This window comes from Mucilaginibacter sp., assembly GCF_965200995.1.
Lineage (GTDB): Bacteria > Bacteroidota > Bacteroidia > Sphingobacteriales > Sphingobacteriaceae > Mucilaginibacter.
The window spans coordinates 2,790,361-2,810,759 of record NZ_OZ241743.1; the positions used below are offsets into that span (position 1 = coordinate 2,790,361).

A 20,399-nucleotide genomic window follows, 5' to 3' on the forward strand; every position below is an offset into this window, starting at 1 on the left:
ACTGCCTTGCATATACAGGTTTTTAAAAACTAAAACTACCTACTTCAACCTAAAAATTCAATCAACCACTCACCCAATGAACCAATAACTAAATGAGGGCGTTGCCTTTCAAGCCCGCGCTATCCGCTGCAAATCCACGCTCGTACCTCGCTGCGGGTTTTACGCTGCAATCGCTAACGCGGGAATATCAGGAAGGATAAAAGGGGAAGTACAACGCGAGGTGCCCCCCTGTCAAAGTTTCGCCTTACTCTTCACTCAATCAACACTTAGCATCTTGGCGCTTGCTTCTATTTTAGTAAATTTGCCGACTATGAGTATTTCCAAAACGTATGCGTTTCATGAGGTGGAGCAAAAGTGGTATGATTACTGGATGCAGCAGGGTTTTTTCAGGTCGGTGCCTGATGAGCGCGAGCCGTATACCATTGTAATACCGCCGCCTAATGTTACCGGCGTTCTGCACATGGGCCACATGCTCAATAATACCATACAGGATGTACTCATCCGCCGTGCCCGTATGAAAGGCAAAAACGCCTGCTGGGTACCCGGAACCGACCATGCCAGCATTGCCACCGAAGCAAAGGTGGTAGCCATGCTAAAGGAGCGCGGCATCAATAAAAAAGATTTAACCCGGGCCGAATTTTTAGATTACGCCTGGGAGTGGAAAGAGAAATACGGTGGCATCATACTCAGCCAGTTGAAAAAGTTAGGCGCCAGCTGCGACTGGGGCCGTACCCGTTTCACGATGGACGAGTCGCTTTCTGAGGCGGTGATCGATACCTTCATCCACCTGTACAAAAAGGGCTGGATCTACCGTGGCGTGCGCATGGTAAACTGGGACCCGCAGGGTAAAACTGCCGTTTCTGATGAAGAGGTTATCCGTAAAGAGGTTGATCAGAAACTGTATTATATCAAGTATCAAGTATCAAGTACCAAGTATCAAGATGCAAGTCAGTCTAACGACTTGCATCTTGATACTAATTACTTAACCATCGCCACCACCCGGCCCGAAACCATTATGGCCGATTGTGCGATCTGCGTTAACCCGAACGATGAGCGGTATCTGCACCTGCATGGCAAAAGCGTTTATATTCCGCTCATTAACCGCCAAATACCGGTGATACTGGATGAGTATGTGGATATGGCCTTTGGTACCGGCTGCTTAAAGGTAACCCCGGCGCATGATTTGAATGATTACGAGCTGGGCCAGAAGCACCGCCTGCCGGTCATCGATATTTTAAATGATGACGGCACCCTGAACGAAAAGGCGCAGATATTGGTAGGCGAAGATCGTTTCATCGCCCGTAAGAAGATAGCCAAACTGCTGGAGGAAGCCGGTGCGTTGGAAAAGGTAGAGGACAACAAATCACAGATCGGTTTTTCTGAGCGTACCGATGCCGTGATTGAGCCGAAACTATCCATGCAATGGTTTTGCAAAATGAAGGAAATGGCCGGCCCGGCGCTTAACGATGTATTGAGCGGCGAAGTAAAGCTCATTCCCGAAAAATTTGTAAACACCTACCGCCACTGGATGGAGAACGTGCAGGATTGGTGTATCAGCCGCCAGCTGTGGTGGGGGCAGCAGATACCGGCGTGGTACCTGCCCGACGGCCAGCACGTGGTAGCCAGAACCCGTGAGGAAGCGTTTGAAGAAGCCCAAAAAATCGCTTCCCGCTCCTCAAAACTTGTTCCGGAAGATTTGAAGCAGGATGAAGACGTGGTAGATACCTGGTTCTCCTCCTGGCTGTGGCCCATCTCGGTGTTTGATGGCTTTAAAGACCCTAACAATGCCGATATTAGTTATTATTATCCTACCAATGACCTGGTAACCGCTCCCGAAATTCTGTTTTTCTGGGTAGCACGTATGATTATGGCGGGGCACGAGTTCAGGAATGAAAAGCCGTTTACCAATGTATACCTTACCGGTATCGTACGCGATAAGCTGGGCCGCAAGATGTCAAAACAATTGGGTAACTCACCTGATCCGCTGGAACTGATTGATAAATACAGCGCGGATGGAGTGCGGGTAGGTATGCTGTTATCTTCACCGGCAGGTAACGATCTGATGTTCGATGAGAAGGATTGTGAGCAGGGCCGCAACTTTACCAATAAGATATGGAACGCGTTCAGGCTGATTAAGGGCTGGACGGTTAACCCGGAACAGGCGCAGAGCGATGGCAACCAAACCGTAGTAAGCTGGTTTAGCAGCCGGCTTAACCAGGCGCTGGCCGGTATGGATGACGATTTTAACACCTACCGCCTTAACGATGCACTAATGAAGGCCTATAAACTGGTGTGGGACGATTTTTGTGCCTTCTACCTGGAAGCCGTTAAGCCGGCATACCATCAGCCTGCCGGTGGCGAGGCCTGGCAGGAGCCGATAGACAGCGAAACTTACCGGCAAACGCTCGGCTTTTTTGAAAAAATCATGAAGCTGCTGCACCCTTTTATGCCTTTTTTGACCGAGGAGCTGTGGCATGATGAAGTGTTTGGCGTTCGCAGCGAAAATGACTGCTGTATTGTGGCGCAAATGCCCAGTATTGAGCAAGCCGATACACAGCTGTTAACCGATGTTGTGGCTGTTCAGCAGGTTATTACCGAGATCAGGAATATTCGGCAAGCCAAACAGGTTTCGCCTAAAGAAGCGCTTACCTTAACGGTTAAGCCGGACCCGGCAGTTAATTTCAACCGCTATGCCGCATTGTTAATAAAAATGGCAAACCTCAACAGTTTTGAAACTGCAAAGGAAGGCAAAGCGGCAGGCAGCATTAGTTTTCTGGTAAGAACGGATGAATTTTACCTGCATTTGGGCGGCAAGCTTGATACAGCGGCTGAAACCGAACGTTTGCTTAAGGAACGTGATTACCTGCAGGGCTTTTTAAAAGCGGTAAACACAAAGCTGAACAATGAGCGCTTTGTGAATAATGCCAAACCCGAGGTTATAGAAAACGAGCGCAAAAAACAGGCGGATGCGGAGGCAAAATTAAAAACCATTGAAGGCAATCTGGACGATTTGGCAAACTAATTGTATTTTGTACAATATAAATTGAAAAGTGTAGGTTATATGATGGTGTAACCAACACTTTTTAACGATGATAATGCAGCCAATACGTTCATGAGTAAACCTGTAAGTTTCTTTAACTTATCTGTAAGTAAACTACTTCATAAGCAACAAACCATACTTGACCAGGCACGGGTACGCCTGCTGTACTATACGTTGTGCCTGGGTATACTGGCAATTATGTTCTTGTGGGTTAATGTCTACCTGCTGCATGAGCCTATGCTTACATTTATTGCCGGCAGCTGCACTGCCATTATCCTGGTGCTGTTTAAGTTTTATACCTGGAAAGGTGACTGGCGGTCTACCTCGCACGTATTGCTGGGTTTTTCTACGGTGATTAACCTGCTCGATGTATTTGTTGTTATGCAATCGGTAAATATTGTTACCGTATTGTTTATCATCCTGATCATCCTGTACAGTTATTATATGCTGGGCTCAAAGTTCGGGCTGGTATATTCGCTGTTCAATATCATACCGGTAATGGCCTTTATGGTGATACAGTATGATAACAGCTACTTTATTGACCTGAAGCCTGAAGATTTGGACAGTTCTACTGTTATTATCAGCGCATTTACGCTGTTTGTAATGGTGATGTTCATTCACAGCCAGTTTTATATTGCCTTTGTGAAAAGTATACAGCAGCTTAAAAAAACTACTGATGAGCAGAGCCGGCTGAACATTAAACTGGAAGCCGCCATTGAGCGGGCAGAAAAATCTTCCAACGCCAAATCAGATTTCTTATCTACCATGTCGCACGAGATTCGTACGCCGCTTAATGCGGTGATCGGGATGAGCAACCTGCTGCTGATGAGCAACCCGAGGCCCGACCAGAAGGAAAACCTCGACATACTGAAGTTCTCGGGCAGCAACCTGCTGGCCATTGTAAATGATGTGCTCGATTTTAACAAGATAGAATCGGGTAAACTGGTATTTGAAAACATCAAATTTAACCTGCCCGAACTGATGGGCAATATTTGCGGCGGGCAGATCTTAAAAGCGCAGGACAAGGGGCTCAGGTTTAATCTTTCCGTTGACGAGGCCCTGAAGCGTAAACTGGTTTTCGGCGATCCTACCCGCATTACGCAAATTATTTTCAATCTTATCAGTAATGCCATCAAGTTTACAAGAGAAGGCGGTATAAATGTGGAAGTAAGCCAGATTGAAGACCGTTATAATACTATTACCGTAAATTTTAAGATACGCGACACTGGTATTGGTATTGATAAGGACAACCTGGAGGCTATATTTGAACCCTTCACACAGGAATCTATTACCACTACGCGGCAATACGGCGGCACAGGCCTGGGTTTGGCTATTGTGAAAAGGTTGCTTGAAATGCAAAATGTGCACATGGAGGTAAAGAGTAAACCGGGCGAAGGTTCTGAGTTCTCCTTCAATTTAGAACTTACGGTTTCTACCGAAAAATATGTAGAACCTGCAGCGCAGGTTGCCCAGCCCACGGCCATTGATACCGATTTGCTGAAAGATTTAAAAGTATTGATTGCCGAAGATAACCCGGTAAATGTAATGCTGATGAAAAAGCTGTTCTCCAAATGGAACCTTGCACCGGTGTTTGCTGAAAATGGCGAGCGGGCAGTAGAGAAAATGCAGTACGGCAACTTTGATATTATACTGATGGACCTGCAGATGCCGGTAATGAGCGGGTTTGAGGCTGCTATTGAAATACGTAAAATGGCTGATACCCAAAAATCGGTAACACCTATTATTGCCTTAACGGCATCAGCGCTGGTAGACATACGCGACAAGGTTTTTGCTGCCGGTATGAATGATTATATCTCCAAGCCTTTCAAGCCCGAAGAACTTAAGGGCAAGATGCTTTCCCTGATCGCTCCGCATTTGCCCGAACCTAAAAGCTAAACGGTAGCCTGGTATGCAGGCAGATCTTCAATAAACGTATAGGTTTTACTGCTCACGTTTATTTTGCAGTAGTAGTGCTGCAAGCCATTGCTTACGGCCATTAAAGGCACCTGATGAACGGTATTGTACCGGGCAACCTGGTCAAATACTTTCTGGGTAATGGTTACGCCGGGCGCTTTGCATTCTACCAGTAAAATTTTCTCGCCATTCCGGTTATGTATCACAATATCGGTACGGCGGGGCATGTGGTTTACCCGCAGGCCGCCTTCCAGTTTAATCAGCATTTTAGGGTAGCCTTTTTCTGTAATCAGGTATTGTACAAAATGCTGCCGTACCCATTCTTCAGGAGTAAGCAGCAGCTTCTTTTTGCGTAGCTCATCAAATATATACAAACGGCCTTCCTCCTCGTTCAGCCTGAAGGGATAGGGGGGCAGGTTAAGCGGCTGCAGCAAATCCATCGGGCTAAAGTGATAATAATATCTGCCAACTCCTAATGATAGATTTCGTATTTTGCCCGCCTGTTAAATGACTGCCCAGGAAATTATAAAAGATATAAAGGCCGGCAAGTACCGGCCGGTTTATTTGCTGCATGGCGATGAGCCTTATTTTATAGACGAGATCAGCAATTACATTGAAGACCACCTGCTTACCGATGCAGAAAAAGGCTTTAACCAAACCGTGGTATATGGCAAGGATACGGATATAGTTACCGTACTGAACGCCGCCAAGCGTTACCCCATGATGGCCAACTGCCAGGTGGTAATTGTAAAGGAAGCGCAGGACATGAAGTGGGGAAAGGATGATGACGATAAAAAGGGCATCAACCCTTTTTTAAGTTATCTGGAAAAGCCACTGTTAAGCACCATATTGGTCTTTTGCTACAAGCATGGCAAATTTGATAAGCGAAAAAAAACGTACAAGGCCATTGCCAGAACCGGGCTTATATTTGAATCGGGTACCTTATATGATAATAAGATACCGGCGTGGGTGGAAGGCTATGTGAACGATAAAAAATACCGCATCAATACGCAGGCTGCCACCATGATGGCTGAGTATTTAGGAAATGATTTGCAGAAGATAGCCAACGAGCTGGATAAGCTGATGCTGAACATTACTGCCGGTAAGGAAATTACGCTGAAGGACATCCAGGATAATATCGGCATCAGTAAAGAGTACAATGTGTTCGAGCTGCAGGCGGCGCTCACCCGCCGCGATGTGCTGAAGGCCAACCAGATTATTAATTACTTTGAGGCCAATCCGAAAGCTAACCCCATTGTGCTTATCCTGTCTAACCTGTACAGTTATTTCAGCAAGGTGCTGCTTTTCCATTACTTACGCAACAAACCGGCGCCCGATGTAGCCCGCGAAATGGGGGTTAACCCTTATTTTATGAAGGATTATGAACTGGCCTCCCGTACCTTTGACCAGTGGAAGCTAATGCAGATCATCAGCTGGCTGAAGGAATACGACCTGAAAAGTAAAGGCGTAGAATCGGGCGCCACACACGGCGAACTGATGAAGGAATTGGTATTTAAGATACTGCATTAGGGTAAACAAATGCGGTAGGGCAAGTAACGAAGTAACCCCTGCCTTACCGCTTTTTGCATAGCTGAATTGTATAAAGCCGGTTTTGCTGTTGAAATTAGCTGGCCTTTACAGGAATGATGTGTGGCAGATTTGTATTACTGTCTTTTGATGCGGGTTGCTTTTCAAGACCTTTAATCACCCCTTCCATTTCCACTACTTCACAATAGCAATATAGCCCGAGCGGGTAAAATTAATTTTACGATAAATATCTGTGGCTTCTATTACCCAGTAATAAGTGCCGGTGGCTTGCAGCTGGCCGTTGTATTGGCCGTTCCATTGAGGGGCGCTTGCCTTGCTCTCATATACCTGCTGCCCCCAGCGGTTATAAATGGTGAGTTTGTTAATACTGGCAATGCCCTCCACTGCGGGCTTAAACAAATCGTTGATGCCATCGCCGTTGGGCGTAAACGTATTGGGCCCGATGACCTGCGGCAGCGGCGGCGGATATATAATTACCGTTACCGGCTCAATGAGTTCGCAGCCGTAGCCATTGGTGGCCTTAATATAAAACTTTCCGCTTTCAGCTATTTCTGTATAGTTGGCTAATGCAACGGTAGTTGCGGCATCTTTCCAGAAGCTGTAAGTGTTGCCTGCCGCCGGTATAAAACTGCGGCCTATGTTTACAGTTGCCGGGTACGTTACCGGGTTCGGGTCATTTACTTCCAGCACCGGTACAGGGTATACAGTTACATTTACCGGTGCTAATGCGTCAGGCGAACACCCCAGGTCGGTGGTGCCTTTAATGTAATAGGTGCCGCTTACCGTTACCTTATCCGGGTTGGATACCTGCTGTGTGCCTGCTGCATCCAGCCAGTAAGTATAAGATAAACCCGGTGTGCTGTTGCGGATAACCTCCGTATTGGTAAGATTAGCGGGAGGGCAAGTGGAAAAATCGTGGGTAAACACTTGTGGTTTCGGGCCGATAATAACTTCAGCCTGCCTCATGGTACTGCAACTTTCTTTGCGGTTGGCCGAAAGTTTATAAGTAGCCTTAATGTAGTAGATTCCGCTTTTGCTAACAGACTGCGGATTGATAAGCGGTTGGGTAGCAGCGGCGTTGGTCCAGTAGGTGTAATCAATAAATGCATCGTTACGATCTCTTATAGCTTTGGTAACGTCAATTTTTTCGGGTTCACATACTGGCTGAAGGGTAACTATGGTAAGCGGCGGATTGGGTTCAATAACTACCTGTACACTTTTGGTTTCAGCACATCCAAAGGCATTGGTTGCTCTTATATAGTAAGTACCGCTTTGGGTTACCCTCTTGGGGTCAGAAAGGTAATTTTGCCCTTCGGCATCGGTAAAGTACTCATAAACCAGATCAGAACTGCTGCCTTCGGTTACTTCCTTTCGGGTAATATCGTATCCGTCGCTTTCGCAGGCGCGCAGTTGCTGGCCGGTAACTGCAAACACATAGGCTGCATCATTGGCGTGGGCCGTGGCAGTAAGCGTACTCTCGCAGCCATAACCGGGGAAGGGGGTAAGCTTTACCGTATAGCCGGTACCATCGGCCGGCACAGGGCTTACAGGCAGGTTTGCACCTGTACCTATCGGCGTAGTTAAATCCGAACTGTTAAACCACTGGTAACCTGCAAAGCCCGGCGGGGCTTTCAATACGATGCCCGGCTCATTCAGGCAGTAATTGTTCCCGGTAATAGGGGTTTGAAACGGCTTGCAGTTTTCGGCCACATCAATGTAGGCATATGCATAATGGTTGCCTATCTGTTCTGGGGCGCAATCCCTGGTAATAAATTCAAGCCTGATGGTTTTGCCCTGGTAATTTTTAAGGTTCACGGTGATAGGTGTCCAGGGCTTATAATATATGGTGTTTGTGCCTGAGTTATTGTTGCCGTTTACTGTTGTTGAACCCTGTATAAACCCGTTGTTACCGGCCAGGGCTGAAAACTGAAAAGTTCCGCATGCCTCATATCTGTTATCGGTAACGTTATAAATCTGCGCCTGAAATTTGGCCTGCTCGGCTTCGTTATGCTGAGAGTTGTTCTGCAGTACGATAGCATAATAATAAGTAAGTGTAAAATCGGCAGTATTGGCTGGCACGTTGTAAGTGTAAGTAACACTCTCGGCTTCAGAGCCACCTATGGCATTTCCTAATTTTATGGAATGCCCGCTGCCATTAGGGCAATTAACCGGGAACCCGCCTAATTCATCTATTTGCTGAGGCGAGGTATTAGTAAGCATACTATGCCGCCCGGGTATAGGTTCGGTAACGGTTAGTAGTGCTTGTTTGGTTGTTAAGTTAATGGTTCCGGCCTTGCACTCCCAATTGGTAAATTTACCATCCTCAAAGCCTACATTGGGCAGGCACTGCGCTTTAATATACAGCGTATCTGCAAGCAGGATAAGCATTAAAGAAACAAAGCCATAGATAATTCGCATTTACTGCTAACCAGGTTATTAGCAGTAAATGTAACAAACTAAGCGGTGATAAAGGCAGTTTTTAACACAGCCTGAAATGATTTTCTTAAAACAACATAGATTTAAGCGCCGGTATCGGGCCTGAAGTCTTCATCATACTCCAACTCATCCTCGTTGTACTGATTTACCTTTCCGTTGTCCAGTTCTACTTCAACCGTATCGCCGTTATTCACCTGGGCAGCGTTGATGGTGCCTTTCTCATCAGTACCGCTGATGATCACGCGGTCGCCGTATTCAAATAATCCGTTAATCATAATCTGTGTATTTATATCCGATACAACAATAGCTGCGTATAAAGGTTCGGCCCCTGTTTACGGATACTGGTTTGTTTTGTATATTAGTCCGGTAGTTATATATCATAATATTTAAATGCCCCATTTTGCTGACGTTGCCCTGCTGATTACGCATTACAAGCGTACTGCATCTTTAGAAAAACTGTTACAGGCGTTTGCCGGCCAGCAAATTTCTTTCGGCCAGGTGGTGGTGTCTGATGATAACAGCGGCGCTGATTACCTGCCTGAATTGCAGGAGATGAGCCGGCAATACCAGTTTCAATTGATAACTGCCCCGGTAAACAAGGGCCTGGCCAATAACATTAACAAAGGGCAGGATGCGGTAACCACACCTTATACCCTGTATGTGCAGGAGGATTTTACCCCCAACGCCGGGTATGGCGCCCATCTGCAATCGGCAGTAGCATTTATGCAGCAAGACAGCAGTTTAGATATGGTACGTTTCTATGCCTATTTTAAATATCCCAACCTGCAAGTCTACCGGGATGGCTATAGCTTGATGAAGTTTAATGCTTTAGCATTGGACGACCGCAAATTTCACCAGTACAGCGATCACCCGCATTTGCGGCGCTCAAATTTCCTGCAAAAGTTTGGCCGGTACAGGGAAGGCATCCCGTCAGACAAAGGGGAATTTATGATGGCCCTGTCCTTTCTGAAGCATAAAGGCAAGGCGCTGATCTACAATGACCCCAAAGTCCTGTTCACCCAGGCCAATACTGAGGCCGAACCCAGTACGGTAAGCCGTAAAAAGATGTCATACACCAATAATGCGCTTGTTACCATTCCGCGCTTTTTTTACCGCATTATTAAGCACAGCTGGCAACTGGCTACTTATAAAGGATAAAGCCCTTATATTCGCGATGGGTTTCATTACAGCCTGTCAGCAACGCTGATCGCTGTAACTGGTATCCCTGAAATTTAAGTGAATCATCAGGAAATTATTATGAGTAAGATACAGCACTGGCTGATTAAATCGGAGCCGCATAAGTACAGTTGGGAAAAATTTAACCAGGAAGGGCGTACCTTTTGGGATGGCGTACGTAACTATCAGGCGCGCAATAATCTGAAAGCCATGCAAAAAGGAGATCTGGTGCTCTACTATCACAGCAATGAGGGTAAAGAAGTGGTGGGCGTAGCTAAGGTAGTAAAGGAAGCCTATCAGGACCCTACTACTAAGGATACCAACTGGGTGGTAGTAGATTTGGTGCCACTGGAAACGCTGCCGAAGCCGGTAACCTTAACGCAGATCAAGGCGGATGAACGCCTGCAAAATATAGGTTTGGTGAAACAGGGCCGTTTATCAGTAATGGAATTAAAACCGGAGGAGTTTGACCGTGTTGTGGAGTTAGCGAATAACTAAACAACATGAAATACAGAAAATTTAAGGATGTTGACATTGCCGAGGTAGGCCTGGGCACCTGGCAGTTGGGCAGCGCCGAGTGGGGCAATGTAGATGAGCAGGAAGCCACCCGTATATTGCAGGCTTACCTGATGGCCGGCGGCAACTTTATTGATACCGCCGATATTTACGGCATGGGCCTAAGCGAGAAAACCATCGGCAGGCTGATGAAAACCGTACCGGGCGAAATACACGTGGCTACCAAGCTGGGCCGCCGCAGCGACGGCGATTTCGGCTGGCCGCAGAACTTTACCTACGATAGCATGAAACGCCAGGTGGAAGCCTCGCTGGAAAATTTGGGTTTCCATAAGCTATTTTTGGAGCAATTGCACTGTGTGCCGCCCGAAGAGCTGAAAAGGGGTGAAGTGTTTGACCACCTGCGCCGTTTACAGCAGGAAGGCCTGATCCGATACTTTGGCGCCAGTGTGGAAACCACCGAAGAAGCGCTGGTATGCCTGGAGCAGGAAGGGCTGGCCTCCTTACAGATCATCTTCAACCTGTTCAGGCAGCATGTGGCCGATGAACTGTTTGCCAAAGCCAAAGAGAAAGGGGTAGCCATCATTGTGCGGGTGCCCTTAGCCAGCGGATTGCTTACCGGCAAGTTTGATGAACATACCCAATTCGGGCAGAACGACCACCGTAACTTTAATGCCAACGGCGAGTCTTTTAACGCTGGTGAAACCTTTTCGGGTATCGAATTTAAGCAGGGCATTCAAATTGCCCGGCGTATGGTGGGTTTAATGCCGGATAACCGTACCGCCCATTGGGCTATCCGCTGGATATTGGATCATCCGGAAGTAACTACGGTAATTCCCGGCGCTTCTAAAGTAGCACAGGTAAATGCTAACAATGCCGCATCAGAACTGCCGCCGCTGCCTGCCGAAACGTTTAAGCAGTTACGGGAATTGTATGACAGTGAAATAAAAGGAGAAATTAGGGGACATTATTAAAAAGCCAACAGTTGTCATCCTGAGCGATAGCGAAGGAGCTGTATGCTCGCTCTGATATATTACAGGTCCTTCGCTACTGCTCAGTATTGATATAAAATTTGTGTCAGGCTGCCGTTACTACAACTTTCCATAAAACTCACTGATATCAAAATAAATATCTTTCTGCTCCCCTTGTTCGGTAGTAATGTGGATAAGGTCATACGAACGCTTATGGTGGTTAAGCAACGCCTGCCCGCGCGATTTATAACTGGGGTAATGTGCATCTATCCAGGCATATTCAGCCCTGATGCCCTGGCGTTCGTGCTGCTCATTAATTACAATGGCTTTTTCATAAGTGGAACCATCAGGCGTACCGCCTGATGTACTGCCGGTAACTTGTTTTTTTGTTGCACACGCACTCAGCCATAATATGGAGGCAAGCGCTACAATTAAAATGGGATGTAACTTTTTTATGTAACTCAGGTTGAGTCCCTAAACTAATAATTTTTGATACAATTCCATATTCTCTGCATCGTAACAAATAAAAATCACTTGCTGCAGCGTATCATCTTGCTTTAAAAATGCTTCCACCGTGTCTGCGGCTATTCGCGCTGCCTCCGGCTTTGGAAAATGATAGATACCGGTGCTGATGTTGGGAAAGGCAATGGAATGTGAACCGTTGTGAACCGCCAGCTGCAAACTGTTAGTGTAACAGTTGGCCAGTAAACTGGCCTCGTTGCGCTTGCCGCCGTTCCAAACCGGTCCCACCGTGTGTATCACGTGCCGGGCCGGCAGTTTGCCGCCACTGGTAATCACCGCTTCGCCGGTTGGGCACTTACCCTGCCGGTTGCGTATCTGCATACACTCCTCCAGTATTTGCTTGCCGCCCGCCCGGTGTATGGCACCATCCACACCGCCGCCGCCCAGCAGGCTGCTGTTGGCAGCGTTTACTATAGCATCCACGTGCAGTTTGGTAATATCGCCTTGTTGCAAAGAAATCCGCTTGTCCATAATAAACAGAACGCACAAGCAGGTCAGGTGGTTTTATTCCTGTTCCTTCGATGCGCTAAAGAACAGCGCTTTAAGTTCTGTTGCATCATCCGGCTTCATTTTGCCGCCTAACACAAGGCGAAGCTGCCGGCGGCGCAGGGCACCGTCATACAAAGCGATATCTTCTTCAGTTTCGGGCGTGAGTTCTGAAATAGGGATAGTATGGTTGTCTTTATCCAGGGCCACAAAGGTATAGTAAGCCTCGTTACTTTTTACTTTGGTGCCTGATGGAATATTCTGTGCCCAAACATCCAGCCGCACCTCCACCGAGGTATTAAACGCCCGTGTTACCTTAGACTCAATGGTAATGGTATCGCCCAGCTTAATGGGGTGCTTGAAAGAAACATTATCTACCGAAGCGGTTACCACAATGCGGTTGCAATGCTTTTGGGCAGCCATAGCCGCGCCGATATCCATCCAGTACAGCAGTCGCCCGCCCATCAGGTTGCCTAACGTATTGGTATCATTAGGCAATACCATTTCATTCATTATCGTGTGCGAATCCTGGGGCGTTTTCTTGAGCATATACAGCAATTAAGCTGCAAAGATAATATTGTTTGCAGCATCCCAAACTACCCCGGCGGCATATTAGCCATAAGGCAATGGTTATGGCTTGGCGGTGTTGATTTGCCGGTAACCGGCCAGCTCAGTAAAGCGGGAACCGGGCGGATGGTAGTAGATGAGTAACTGATAATCGTTCCCGGTTTCAAAATGGCTGCCTTCCAGCAAGGTATAGTCTGGCTTTCGGGTGGCTTTGTCTACCCAGACGTATTGATAATCGATGATACCCTGCTTCAAAAATAAGTTGGTGGAAAAGCGGTTACGCGCAGCATCATATTCCAGCTTGCTGTTTTCATTCAACTGGTAATTGTTGAATTTGCCTACAATGTAAACATCGCCCTGCTGGTTGGTACGGTTGGCCAGCAATGTAAAGTATACATGCACATAATCAGCATCGGTAGCCGGGTTGCTGCCATCCTGGTTGCGGATAAAATAATTGCCGTTATCATCATACTGAAACACATAGGCCGGCTGGTTACGCGGATAATCGTTGATCAGTATCGCGGTATTGGCGGTGTCGCGGTAAATTTTAAATACCTGCTGCGAGTTGAGTTTCAGGCTGCGCAGATCCAGCAGCCGGAACTCATTGCCGCCGGGAAAATCATTGGTATTCAAATCCGTATAGAATAGCTGGTTGCCGCGTATCTGGTAAGGCTGTGCATTGGTGATGGCGGTTTCAGGCCGGGCGTTCTGCATCAGCACTGCTTGTATATCGGTATAAGGATTTTGCACCGGCAGATTACCGTAGTCGAGCTGGAAGTTAATCTTCTGGTTGGCTGGCCTGAGCAGGATGTTATTGGAAGGCACGGCTTGCGCCAAAACGTTTACCCTCGGACTTACCACGTAAACCCGGCGGGTGAACAGCAGCCTGGACTGGTCACCATCTTCATAAACTTTGAGCAGGTAATTACCCGAAACCTTTGGCGACAGATTTCGATTAGGCAGCTTTACCTCGTAATGAATGTACTTTTGCAGTGTGGCCGTAGAATAGCTATAATTTAAAATATGGTCTTCGGTAAAACCTTGCAGGTACTCCACAGGCGAAATGTTAGAAGGCGACCAGTCTGCCTCGCAATGCTGCAAGGTATAATAATATTGCCGCGGGTTGCTGCTCAAATCATCAAACGCCAGCTGCCACTGCTCCGCCGAACCTAAAGTGATTACCGGGAATGAACCCTCCTGTACGCTGTTATAGCATCGGATGCTTTTAATTTCGGGGCGGTAGGTAACGTCGGGATTGATGGATTGGGCCTTTGTGGGTGATGGGATAAGCACCCACAGCCAAACGGTTAAAAAATATAAAACATACTTTTTGTCATTGCGAGGTACGAAGCAATCTCGTAGCCGTGCATCTTCGCTCTGTATACGACGGGATTGCTTCGTTCCTCGCAATGACAAACTTGGCATTAATAAATTTCGACTATTCGCACTTATGCTTCCATTTCCAAAATCTGCTCGGCCAGCGCTTCCCAGCGCTGCTGTACCTGCTTCAACTCGGATTGCTTGTGCTGATATTGCGTGTTGGTTTCCTTCAGCCTGGCCTGGTCATTATAAATGCGGGTATCCGCTAATTTAGCCTCCACATCTTTTACCGATTTTTCAAGGTCGGCGATCTGCTGCTCCATGCGCTGCAAATCCTGGTTCAGCTTTTTTATCTGTTTTGATTTGTCGTCAGTAAGCTGTTGCTTTACAGGTGCCGGTTTTTCCTCCTTTTTAGGGGCGGGTATTGGGGCAGTAGTAAGCCTGGCCTGCTGCTTACGCTTAGCCTGCCACTCCTCGTACTCGGCATAGGTGCCGGGATATTCCTTGATCTGCTGGTCTTCGATATACCATATCTTGTTGGCAATGTTATCCAGAAAGAAACGGTCATGCGATACGCTGATAAATGTACCCTCGTATTGCTGCAGGGCCTGTATCAGGATATTTACCGATTGCATATCCAGGTGGTTGGTCGGCTCATCCAGTATTAAAAAATTGGCATCGGCGGTTAAGGCTTTGGCTAAAGCCACGCGCGATTTCTCGCCGCCCGATAAAACCTTGATCTTCTTAAACACATCATCGCCGGTGAACAGGAACGAGCCTAAAATGGAGCGCAATTCAGTTTCGTTATGCCGGGGGGCAAAGTGCTGTAACTCCTGTAAGATTTCGCTTTCCAGGTGCAATGATTCCAGCTGGTGCTGGGCGAAAAAGGTAGTAGATACATTATAGCCGGTATCGCTTTTGCCGGTAAACTCCTTATCGGCATTGGCAATAATGCGCAGCAGGGTAGATTTACCCCGGCCATTGGCACCGATCAGGGCTATCTTGTCACCTTTTTCAATAATCGCGCTGGCCTGCTTTAAAATAGGCAGGTTGGGGTAGCTCTTGTCCAAGTTCTCAATACTCACCACATGCCGGCCCGACTGCTTGCTGAACTTAAAGCTGAAATTTACGGTTGGGTTATCATCATCCACATCATCCACACGCTCCATGCGGTCTAATGCCTTAATGCGGGATTGTGCCATTTTAGCTTTGGAAGCTTTAGCCCTGAAACGCTCGATCAGGCGTTCTTCCTGCTTAATTTTCGCCTGCTGATTTTTAAATTCACCACGCTGTATTTCCTCGCGCAGCGCCTTTTCCTCTAAATAAAAGCTGTAATTGCCCGAATACACGGTGAGCTTACCCTTACGCGATTCCACCGTGCGGTTAATCACCTTATCCAGAAACCAGCGGTCATGCGATACGATAACGATGGCACCTTCAAAGTTCTTCAAATATTCTTCCAGCCACTGTATGGAAGGTAAGTCCAGGTGGTTGGTGGGCTCATCCAGCAACAAAATATCAGGGGCCTGCAACAGAATTTTAGCCAGCATTACCCGCATCCGCCAGCCACCCGAAAAGGTGCTCAGCTTGCGTTCCTGGTCCACATCGCTAAAGCCTAAGCCGGCTAAAATTTCGTGGGCCTTGTACTCAATATTATAACCGTCTAAGGCTTCAAACTCACTTTGCTTATCGCTCAGTTTGTTCAGAATGTCCTCATCATAATCGGTTTCCAGCTTTTTCAGCAGGTTTTCAATTTCGGTATGCAGCTGGTTCTGGCGCTCAAAGGCTTCCATGGCCACATGCAGTATGCTTTTGTCTGAGGCATACGACAGCAAATCCTGGTTCAGGTAACCCAGCGTCAGGTCTTTCGACATGGAAATGGTGCCGGCGGTAGGCTTATAATCGCCTACAATAATTTTAAGCAGGGTGGTCTTGCCGGTACCGTTGGCGCCAATTAAGCCAATCTTTTCTCCTGGTTTAATATGCCAGTTAGCTTCATCATACAAGGCCCGCGCACCAATTTCAAACGTGAGGTTATTTATCGAAATCATTTCACGCGAAGATACAATTTTTGAAGGGAATAACCCGTTTGTGCATTGCAGGGATTTATACAGGTTGTGTAAATAGTTCAGGCTTACATTTCCGGCTTTTTTGCCACCCCGATCAAATCAACATCAGTAAGCTCAAGCGATTTTACCATGTGCTGCACCGTATTTTTGTACTTTTTAAAGTGCAGTGTTTCAATATGTAATTTATAGGCTGCTGAATCGGCGTATATTTCGAAAATAGTAATGTGCGACGGATTCTTTTTGTCGGCAGCGGCATAGTAGCTCAACACGCCCGGTTCCAGGCGAACCGCAGCCGTCATCTGCTCCCGCAGGGCAGCTTTGTATTGCTCAAGTTGCACAGGGTCAATCTCAATTTTTGCAATTCTTACAATATGCTCTTTATGCTGCGCTGCAGTGCTTTTAACGATGCCCAGCATAACAAGTATGATGCTGAAGGTCATTATTTGTTTCATAGAGGCCAAGATACCAATAATTAAACCCATGAACCACTCACCTGATGAACTAATCAACTAATTAACCAAATGAGGGCGTTACCTTGCGGCCCGGGCTATCCGCTGCAAATCCCCGCTCGTACCTCGCTGTGGGTTTTTCGCTGCAATCGCTAACGCATTGTCAGAGGCAGGAGTTAAAATTAGAAATCAATGCTGAACACATTCATGTCATTCTGAGCGATAGCGAAGAACCTGTACACTTGTTGCCTTAAGTACAGGTTCTTCGCTATCGCTCAGAATGACAGTTTTTTAATTAGTATATATTCGCTTAAAAGATTTACTTCACCGCTTCCACCCAGGCATGGGCCATCAGCTTTGCTCCGGCAATGGACGGATGCACGCCATCCAGTGACCAGTAGGCCGCCGGTGCTGAAGATAAGGCCTTGTCCATCACCGCCTGGTAGGGCACAAAGGCAGCGCCGTATTCATCCGCTACCAGGCGGGAGGCCTGGCGGTAGCCGTCAAAGGCCGGGTACCATTTTTCATCTACCGCTTTCACGCCTTTTATGGCAAACGGCTCGCCAATAATAAAGCGTACGCCGGGCAGGGTTTTTTGGGTACGGTCCAGCAGTTTGCGGTAATCGTCGCGGTAGGTTTGCAGGGTGCCGTTATAACCGGAGGTAAGGGTATGCCAAAAGTCGTTTACGCCAACCATAATGCTCAATACGGTGGGCTTCAGGTTCAGCGCATCCGTGTCCCAGCGCTCGGCCAACTGGTAAACTTTATTGCCGCTAATACCTTTGTTATAAATCTGCAGTTGATAAGCAGGATATTTATACAGCAGTTCGGCGGTGCTCAGGTAGGCATAGCCGGTACCCAGGGCGCCAAAATCATTGGCAACGGTTTTATTTTTATCGCGTCCCCAATCGGTAATAGAATCACCCTGAAATAATACCACATCTCCCTGTTTAAGCGCAACTTTTTTAGTATTTGCGGCGGTAAATGCAGCAGCGGCAATTTCAGGTATGGTTAAAGAGGCGGCGGCGGTAAGGGCAGCACCTTTGATAAAACTTCGGCGGTTAGTCATGGTAAATTATATATTGGTGCAGGCAAGATATAGTGTTTGAATCGTTTATGCAAAACCCGGCTGTAAGTTTTAACTTCGCGTTATGTATTCTTTACTCAAGCCTGTTCTGTTTCAGTTCGATCCCGAAAAAATACATTATGCCGTTACCAGCGGGTTGCAGTTACTGAACCGCATACCCGGCGGGGCGGCGTTAAGCCGCAGCTTGTGGAACCAGGCTGATAAGCGGCTGGAGCGTGGGGTGTTTGGCTTAAAGTTTAAAAACCCGGTGGGCCTGGCTGCCGGTTTCGACAAGAATGGGGAGCTAATTGCCGAAATGGCTAACCTGGGTTTTAGCTTTGTGGAGCTGGGCACGGTAACGCCCCTGCCGCAGCCCGGCAACGAAAAGCCCCGCATGTTCAGGCTGCCTGCCGACAGCGCCCTGATCAACCGTATGGGCTTTAACAACAAGGGGGCAGATGTGCTGGCGGCACGCATTGCCGCCTACCGTAAAAGCGAAGCGTTTAAGAAAAACCCGGTGATTATCGGCGGCAACATCGGAAAAAATAAAAATACGCCTAATGAGCAGGCTACCGATGATTATGTGAAATGCTTTAACCGGCTGTTTGAGGTGGTGGACTACTTTGTGGTTAATGTAAGCTCGCCAAATACGCCCGGCCTGCGGGCCTTACAGGAGAAAGGGCCGTTGCTGGATATACTGAATACGTTACAGCACCTCAACCGGCAGCAACCGGCAACCAAGCCTATCCTGCTCAAAATTGCGCCCGACCTAACCAATGAGCAATTGGATGACATTATTGACATTATAAAGCTAAGCGGTATTGCCGGGGTAATTGCCACCAATACCACCATTAGCCGCGAGGCCCTGCATTCATCGCAAAGCCTGCAAAACCAAACCGGCGGGCTGAGCGGTAAACCACTTACACAACGATCAACTGAGGTAATTAAATATCTGGTACAGCAATCCGGCAATGCCTTTCCGGTAATAGGCGTGGGGGGCATACATTCAGCAGAGGATGCCATTGAAAAGCTGGAAGCCGGCGCCTCGCTGGTGCAATTATATACCGGTTTTATTTATGAAGGCCCGGCGCTCATCGGCCGTATTAATAAAAAAATCCTGTCGATATAAATCGACAGGATTTTAAATCTTTAAAATAGTAAGCTAAGTATCTATTTTACCTCCCTCTCCTTCGGAGAGAGCCGGAAAGATATTACTTGCTCTCGGTCAACTGCGCTAAAACGGCAAGGTTTTTAGCTAACTGGCTGGTTTTAGACTCTTTTGAGCGGCTGCCTGGCTGCAGATTAGTCGCCATTTTTAAGCCTTGTACTTCTAACCGCGATACGGTTTTATTTCTTCTGTCTTTTCTTTTTAAACGAGTAACGCCCATGGTGTCAGATATTTGATTTTATAAAAACCTAATGAGGTCGAGAGCGGATTCGAACCGCTGTAAAAGGTTTTGCAGACCTCTGCCTAGCCACTCGGCCACCCGACCATTTTTCAGGAAAGCAAAACTATAAATTAATTTTAATCGAGCCTAATTTATTTCAAGTTTTTCTGGAAAGCTCTGAGCAAAAGATAGCCGTAGCTACAGCCACGTTTAATGATTCGGCTTCGCCCATGCGGGGTATGGTAACGGCATGGGTAACCAGCCGTTCTACCTCGGGGCGCAGGCCGTTACCTTCGTTGCCCATTACAATCAGCCCTTCGTTGCCAAAATCGGTATGATAAATGCTGCTGCCATGCAGCAGGGCGCCATATACAGGTAACTGCAGGGCAGGCAATATTTTGGGCAGGCGGGTATAGTACACCCTCACCCTTGCCAGCGAACCCATAGTAGCCTGCACCACTTTAGGGTTATAGGCTTCTACCGTATCTTCGGAGCAAATGAGGTGGCTGATACCAAACCAGTCGGCCGTGCGGATGATGGTGCCCAGGTTGCCGGGATCCTGTATACCGTCCAGTATAATCGAAAAGCGGCCCTGAAGTTCCTGCACGTTCAGGGCAGGCCAGTGGGGTATTTTTACAAGCGCGGCTACCTGCTGCGGTGCGGCAAGGCTGCTTATTTTTTGAAGCTCGCTGTCCGAAATCTCCTGAAAATTTAGTTCCTTTGGTAGTTTATTCAGCAATGTTGCTGCGCCGGGTGTATGGTAAACGCTTTCAATCTGGTAGGCAGAGCCGGCAAATTCGGTTACCGATTTGTAGCCTTCTACCAAAAATAAGCCATATTCCCTGCGAAACTTTTTTTGTTGTAAGGATTTTAATAAACCGATTTGAGATTTTGAAAGCATTGCTGAAGCCGAATTTTCCCCTTGCAATATTAA

The 20,399-nt window shown here is 47.3% G+C and carries 18 protein-coding genes and 1 tRNA gene; 7 read left to right on the forward strand and 12 right to left on the reverse strand.

What is annotated here, in order from left to right; translation table 11 throughout:
- The first annotated feature begins 310 nt into the window (after positions 1 to 310).
- Both ACY652_RS12905 and ACY652_RS12910 read left to right on the forward strand, forming a co-directional pair.
- Positions 311 to 3,022 carry a valine--tRNA ligase gene (locus tag ACY652_RS12905; protein WP_462264789.1) on the forward strand — a complete coding sequence of 904 codons (2,712 nt, stop codon included), beginning with the start codon at positions 311 to 313 and terminating at the stop codon, positions 3,020 to 3,022.
- Between the two features lie 90 nt (positions 3,023 to 3,112).
- Positions 3,113 to 4,936, forward strand: coding sequence for an ATP-binding protein (locus tag ACY652_RS12910; protein WP_462264790.1), 1,824 nt, complete (start codon positions 3,113 to 3,115; stop codon positions 4,934 to 4,936).
- Here the strand turns inward: ACY652_RS12910 and ACY652_RS12915 are convergent.
- Complete coding sequence (locus ACY652_RS12915; RefSeq protein ID WP_462264791.1) at positions 4,933 to 5,394, reverse strand: type I restriction enzyme HsdR N-terminal domain-containing protein; 462 nt, start codon at positions 5,392 to 5,394, stop codon at positions 4,933 to 4,935. The two genes, ACY652_RS12910 and ACY652_RS12915, sit on opposite strands and share 4 nt — an antisense overlap.
- A 67-nt stretch (positions 5,395 to 5,461) precedes the next feature.
- Between ACY652_RS12915 and holA the strand changes: the two genes are divergently transcribed.
- Entirely contained in the window at positions 5,462 to 6,484 is a 1,023-nt protein-coding gene (gene holA, locus ACY652_RS12920) for a DNA polymerase III subunit delta (RefSeq protein WP_462264792.1), read from the forward strand.
- A 192-nt stretch (positions 6,485 to 6,676) separates the two neighbouring features.
- Here the strand turns inward: holA and ACY652_RS12925 are convergent, their stop codons facing one another.
- Entirely contained in the window at positions 6,677 to 8,920 is a 2,244-nt protein-coding gene (locus ACY652_RS12925) for a gliding motility-associated C-terminal domain-containing protein (protein WP_462264793.1), read from the reverse strand.
- A gap of 101 nt (positions 8,921 to 9,021) precedes the next feature.
- Positions 9,022 to 9,213 carry a hypothetical protein gene (locus ACY652_RS12930; protein WP_462264794.1) on the reverse strand — a complete coding sequence of 64 codons (192 nt, stop codon included), beginning with the start codon at positions 9,211 to 9,213 and terminating at the stop codon, positions 9,022 to 9,024.
- Between the two features lie 115 nt (positions 9,214 to 9,328).
- Here ACY652_RS12930 and ACY652_RS12935 point away from each other — a divergent pair, with 115 nt between their 5' ends.
- The 3 genes from ACY652_RS12935 to ACY652_RS12945 all read left to right on the forward strand — a co-directional run bounded on the left by ACY652_RS12935 (position 9,329) and on the right by ACY652_RS12945 (position 11,601).
- Positions 9,329 to 10,096: a glycosyltransferase family 2 protein gene (locus ACY652_RS12935; protein WP_462264795.1), complete on the forward strand. Its 768-nt coding sequence runs from the start codon at positions 9,329 to 9,331 to the stop codon at positions 10,094 to 10,096.
- Between the two features lie 108 nt (positions 10,097 to 10,204).
- Entirely contained in the window at positions 10,205 to 10,612 is a 408-nt protein-coding gene (locus tag ACY652_RS12940) for an EVE domain-containing protein (RefSeq protein ID WP_462268260.1), read from the forward strand.
- Positions 10,613 to 10,617: 5 nt separating this feature from the next.
- Positions 10,618 to 11,601, forward strand: a complete 984-nt coding sequence (locus tag ACY652_RS12945) for an aldo/keto reductase (RefSeq protein WP_462264796.1) — start codon at positions 10,618 to 10,620, stop codon at positions 11,599 to 11,601.
- Between the two features lie 471 nt (positions 11,602 to 12,072).
- On the opposite strand, the gene ACY652_RS12950 is transcribed toward ACY652_RS12945, so the two are convergent.
- The 6 genes from ACY652_RS12950 to ACY652_RS12975 all read right to left on the reverse strand — a co-directional run bounded on the left by ACY652_RS12950 (position 12,073) and on the right by ACY652_RS12975 (position 18,080).
- Complete coding sequence (locus ACY652_RS12950; protein ID WP_462264797.1) at positions 12,073 to 12,591, reverse strand: O-acetyl-ADP-ribose deacetylase; 519 nt, start codon at positions 12,589 to 12,591, stop codon at positions 12,073 to 12,075.
- A gap of 33 nt (positions 12,592 to 12,624) precedes the next feature.
- Complete coding sequence (locus ACY652_RS12955) at positions 12,625 to 13,155, reverse strand: acyl-CoA thioesterase (protein WP_462264798.1); 531 nt, start codon at positions 13,153 to 13,155, stop codon at positions 12,625 to 12,627.
- A gap of 81 nt (positions 13,156 to 13,236) precedes the next feature.
- Positions 13,237 to 14,466, reverse strand: coding sequence for a type IX secretion system plug protein (locus ACY652_RS12960; protein WP_462264799.1), 1,230 nt, complete (start codon positions 14,464 to 14,466; stop codon positions 13,237 to 13,239).
- Positions 14,467 to 14,621: 155 nt separating this feature from the next.
- Positions 14,622 to 16,544: an ABC-F family ATP-binding cassette domain-containing protein gene (locus ACY652_RS12965; RefSeq protein ID WP_462264800.1), complete on the reverse strand. Its 1,923-nt coding sequence runs from the start codon at positions 16,542 to 16,544 to the stop codon at positions 14,622 to 14,624.
- A gap of 83 nt (positions 16,545 to 16,627) precedes the next feature.
- Positions 16,628 to 17,014 carry a putative quinol monooxygenase gene (locus tag ACY652_RS12970; protein ID WP_462264801.1) on the reverse strand — a complete coding sequence of 129 codons (387 nt, stop codon included), beginning with the start codon at positions 17,012 to 17,014 and terminating at the stop codon, positions 16,628 to 16,630.
- 316 nt (positions 17,015 to 17,330) lie between these two features.
- The gene (locus ACY652_RS12975; RefSeq protein ID WP_462264802.1) at positions 17,331 to 18,080 is read right to left on the reverse strand and encodes an SGNH/GDSL hydrolase family protein; all 750 of its coding nucleotides are present in this window, start codon (positions 18,078 to 18,080) and stop codon (positions 17,331 to 17,333) included.
- A gap of 82 nt (positions 18,081 to 18,162) precedes the next feature.
- On the opposite strand from ACY652_RS12975, the gene ACY652_RS12980 reads away from it, so the two are divergent.
- Positions 18,163 to 19,206, forward strand: coding sequence for a quinone-dependent dihydroorotate dehydrogenase (locus ACY652_RS12980; RefSeq protein ID WP_462264803.1), 1,044 nt, complete (start codon positions 18,163 to 18,165; stop codon positions 19,204 to 19,206).
- An 82-nt stretch (positions 19,207 to 19,288) separates the two neighbouring features.
- Here ACY652_RS12980 and ACY652_RS12985 read toward each other — a convergent pair whose 3' ends face one another.
- From ACY652_RS12985 to ACY652_RS12995, 3 genes are all read right to left on the reverse strand, one after another.
- Positions 19,289 to 19,465 carry a spore protein gene (locus tag ACY652_RS12985; RefSeq protein ID WP_462264804.1) on the reverse strand — a complete coding sequence of 59 codons (177 nt, stop codon included), beginning with the start codon at positions 19,463 to 19,465 and terminating at the stop codon, positions 19,289 to 19,291.
- Between the two features lie 34 nt (positions 19,466 to 19,499).
- A tRNA-Cys gene (locus ACY652_RS12990) sits at positions 19,500 to 19,570 on the reverse strand.
- A gap of 52 nt (positions 19,571 to 19,622) precedes the next feature.
- The gene (locus ACY652_RS12995) at positions 19,623 to 20,366 is read right to left on the reverse strand and encodes a TrmH family RNA methyltransferase (RefSeq protein WP_462264805.1); all 744 of its coding nucleotides are present in this window, start codon (positions 20,364 to 20,366) and stop codon (positions 19,623 to 19,625) included.
- Between the last annotated feature and the right edge of the window lie 33 nt (positions 20,367 to 20,399).

Coding starts and splice junctions, on each gene's coding strand:
- ACY652_RS12915 (WP_462264791.1), bottom strand. CDS start 5,394: ATGGATTTGCTGCAGCCGCTTAACCTGCCCCCCTATCCCTTCAGGCTG.
- ACY652_RS12985 (WP_462264804.1), bottom strand. CDS start 19,465: ATGGGCGTTACTCGTTTAAAAAGAAAAGACAGAAGAAATAAAACCGTA.
- ACY652_RS12965 (WP_462264800.1), bottom strand. CDS start 16,544: ATGATTTCGATAAATAACCTCACGTTTGAAATTGGTGCGCGGGCCTTG.
- ACY652_RS12995 (WP_462264805.1), bottom strand. CDS start 20,366: ATGCTTTCAAAATCTCAAATCGGTTTATTAAAATCCTTACAACAAAAA.
- ACY652_RS12955 (WP_462264798.1), bottom strand. CDS start 13,155: ATGCTCAAGAAAACGCCCCAGGATTCGCACACGATAATGAATGAAATG.
- ACY652_RS12970 (WP_462264801.1), bottom strand. CDS start 17,014: ATGAAACAAATAATGACCTTCAGCATCATACTTGTTATGCTGGGCATC.
- ACY652_RS12930 (WP_462264794.1), bottom strand. CDS start 9,213: ATGATTAACGGATTATTTGAATACGGCGACCGCGTGATCATCAGCGGT.
- ACY652_RS12925 (WP_462264793.1), bottom strand. CDS start 8,920: ATGCGAATTATCTATGGCTTTGTTTCTTTAATGCTTATCCTGCTTGCA.
- ACY652_RS12975 (WP_462264802.1), bottom strand. CDS start 18,080: ATGACTAACCGCCGAAGTTTTATCAAAGGTGCTGCCCTTACCGCCGCC.
- ACY652_RS12980 (WP_462264803.1), top strand. CDS start 18,163: ATGTATTCTTTACTCAAGCCTGTTCTGTTTCAGTTCGATCCCGAAAAA.
- ACY652_RS12950 (WP_462264797.1), bottom strand. CDS start 12,591: ATGGACAAGCGGATTTCTTTGCAACAAGGCGATATTACCAAACTGCAC.
- ACY652_RS12910 (WP_462264790.1), top strand. CDS start 3,113: ATGAGTAAACCTGTAAGTTTCTTTAACTTATCTGTAAGTAAACTACTT.
- ACY652_RS12935 (WP_462264795.1), top strand. CDS start 9,329: ATGCCCCATTTTGCTGACGTTGCCCTGCTGATTACGCATTACAAGCGT.
- ACY652_RS12905 (WP_462264789.1), top strand. CDS start 311: ATGAGTATTTCCAAAACGTATGCGTTTCATGAGGTGGAGCAAAAGTGG.
- holA (WP_462264792.1), top strand. CDS start 5,462: ATGACTGCCCAGGAAATTATAAAAGATATAAAGGCCGGCAAGTACCGG.
- ACY652_RS12945 (WP_462264796.1), top strand. CDS start 10,618: ATGAAATACAGAAAATTTAAGGATGTTGACATTGCCGAGGTAGGCCTG.